Origin of the sequence: Microbacterium sp. HMWF026, from assembly GCF_003061325.1 — a bacterium.
GTDB lineage: Bacteria > Actinomycetota > Actinomycetes > Actinomycetales > Microbacteriaceae > Microbacterium > Microbacterium testaceum_E.
Genome location: NZ_QAJB01000285.1, coordinates 1 through 2919 on the forward strand (window position 1 = coordinate 1; position 2919 = coordinate 2919).

Consider the following 2919-nt stretch of genomic DNA (forward strand, 5'->3'; position numbering starts at 1 on the left):
GTGGCGGCGCCGTCGGCGTTCCTCGCGGCGGCGCACGAGGTGGCGGCGGTGGCGTTCTTCGCGATCGTCTCGGCCGTCGCCGGGGTGGCGGCGTGGCGTCCGCACCCCTCGGGTCATGGGGGCCCACGGGTGCGCGGGGCGTACGCGGCGGTCGCGGTGGCGATCGCGGTGACGCTGATCCTGCTGGTGGTCGGCATCGTGACGGGCGTCGACCGGTCGGGCTTCCCGGTGGTGCTGGTGGGGGAGGCGGTCGCGCTGCTGCTGTTCTCGGTGTTCTGGATCGTGCAGACCGTCGAGCTGTGGAACGAGGCCGATCCGACGCTGCGCGGCTGAGCCGGGAATACCCCCGGAGGGTGTGCGTTGAACTTGATACGACGGTGCTCAAGTTGCAAACTTGAGTCAACCGCACTCACGTATCACAGGAGACGGAATTGCCCGACAACTTCACCCCCGGCGCCGGGGAAGATGGCGCCCAGTCGTTCGACGAGTTCCTCGCGCGCTACCTTGCGGGCGAGCAGGCGCGTGCCGAGCGCTCCATCGACCTCAGCCGGTTCCTGAGCGCCCGCACGCAGGACGCTCTGCAAGAGGCCGGTCGCTTCGCCCTCGGCCGCGGCCAGCGCGAACTCGACGCCCTGCACGTGCTGCACGTGCTCGTCGGGCGCTCGCCCGCCAAGGACGCCGTCGCGCGCCTCGGCGCCGACCCGGCCGCCATCGCCCGCGCGGCCGAGAGTCGTCTGCCCGCCGCCGGTGCCCCCGCGCACGTCGACGGTGCCGTCGTCGCCGGCTCGGTGCAGCGCGCGCTGTTCCACGCCTTCCAGGTCGCCCGCGCCGCGGGGTCCACCTACGTCGACCCCGACCACCTGTTCTTCGCGCTCGTCCTCGCGCAGGACGCGCCCGCCGGACAGATCCTGGCGCAGGCCGGCGTCACCGCCGAAGCGCTGACGCAGGGCGTTCGCGAGACGGTCATCGGCGAGACCGAGGCCCCGGGTCCCGCGGAGGGTGCGACCACCACCCCGAACCTCGACCGCTTCGGCACCGACCTCACCGCGCGCGCCGCCGCCGGCGAACTCGACCCGGTCATCGGCCGCGCCGACGAGATCGAGCAGACCATCGAGATCCTCAGCCGCCGCACCAAGAACAACCCCGTGCTGATCGGCGAGGCCGGCGTCGGCAAGACCGCCGTCGTCGAGGGACTCGCGCGCGCCATCGTCGCGAACGAGGTGCCCGAGCAGCTGCGCGACACCCGCGTCGTCTCGATCGACCTGGCCGCCATGCTCGCCGGCGCCCGCTACCGCGGCGACTTCGAGGAGCGCCTCACCCAGACGATGGACGAGATCGCGGCATCCGACAAGCTCGTCGTCTTCATCGACGAGGTTCACACGCTCGTCGGTGCCGGAGGCACCGGTGACGGCTCGATGGACGCCGGCAACATCCTCAAGCCGCGTCTCGCGCGCGGCGACGTGCACCTGATCGGTGCGACGACCCTGCGCGAGTACCGCACGATCGAGAAGGACCCCGCCCTCGAGCGGCGCCTGCAGCCCGTGCGGGTGGGCGAACCCTCGCTGACGGATGCCGTCGAAATCCTGCGCGGCCTGCGTCCGGCGTACGAAGAGCACCACGCCGTCACCTACACCGACGACGCCCTGCGCGCCGCGGTCGAGCTGAGCGACCGGTACCTCTCGGACCGCGTGCTCCCCGACAAGGCGATCGACCTGATCGACCAGGCCGGGGCGCGGCTGCGACTGCGCCTGGGCGTCACGGTCGACACCACCGCGCTCGTGGAGCGCCTGGCCGTGCTCGAGGCCGACAAGAACGCCGCCGTCTCCGCCGAGCACTACGAAGAGGCCTCGCGCCTGCGCGACGAGATCGCTTCGGTGCAGGCGCGGCTCGACGACGCCACCCACGCGCCCCGCGCCGCGGCGGTGGTCGACGAGCCCGAGATCGCCGCGGTCATCAGCCGTGCCACCGGCATCCCCGTCGCTCGCCTGACCGCCACCGAGCGCGGACGCCTCGCCGACCTCGAGACCGAGCTCCACGCCCGCGTCATCGGGCAGGACGACGCGGTCGCCGCCGTCGCCAAGGCCGTGCGCCGGAGCCGCACGGGGATGGGCGACGAAAACCGTCCGGTCGGATCGTTCCTGTTCCTCGGCCCGACCGGCGTCGGCAAGACGGAGCTCGCCAAGGCCCTGGCCGGGTCGCTCTTCGACGACGACGGCGCCGTGATCCGCTTCGACATGAGCGAATTCGGTGAGCGGCACACGGTGTCGCGGCTGATCGGTGCCCCTCCCGGATACGTCGGCTACGACGAGGCCGGCCAGCTCACCGAGCGCGTCCGCCGCAACCCCTACGCGGTCGTCCTGTTCGACGAGATCGAGAAGGCCCACCCGGACGTCTTCACCCTGCTGCTGCAGGTGCTCGACGACGGACGCCTCACCGACGGTCAGGGACGCACGGTCGACTTCCGCAACACCGTGATCGTCATGACCTCGAACCTGGGCGCCGAGGTGCTGGCATCCCGGTCCGGAGCCATCGGCTTCACCACGACGGGGCGCGACTTCGCCGACGACGACCTGCGCGATCGAGTGATGGGCAAGCTGCGCGAGGCGATGCGGCCGGAATTCCTCAACCGCATCGACGACATCGTGCTGTTCCGCAAGCTCGAGAAGGCGCAGTTGCGCCGGATCGTGCGGCTGCTGCTCGCAGCGACCTCGCGTCGCCTGGCCTCGCGCGAGGTCGACATCGAGGTGACGGATGCCGCGATCGACCGCCTGGCCGAGGTCGGCTACGAGCCCGAGTACGGAGCGCGACCGCTGCGCCGCACGATCCAGCGCGAGGTCGACGACCGCATCGCCGACCTGTTCGTGTCGGGCGAGCTGACCGACGGCGGTCGGGTGACGGTGGATGCCACCGCCTCCGGCA

1 protein-coding gene and 1 pseudogene are annotated in these 2919 nt (G+C 71.8%); both read left to right on the top strand.

Translation table 11 applies throughout. The features are described from left to right. Positions 1 to 333 (top strand): annotated as a pseudogene (locus DBR36_RS17755) (hypothetical protein); the annotation flags it as partial. A 98-nt stretch (positions 334 to 431) separates the two neighbouring features. Beyond that, on the top strand, positions 432 to 2919 hold a 2488-nt coding region (locus tag DBR36_RS10995), incomplete at its 3' end, for an ATP-dependent Clp protease ATP-binding subunit (RefSeq protein WP_108319331.1).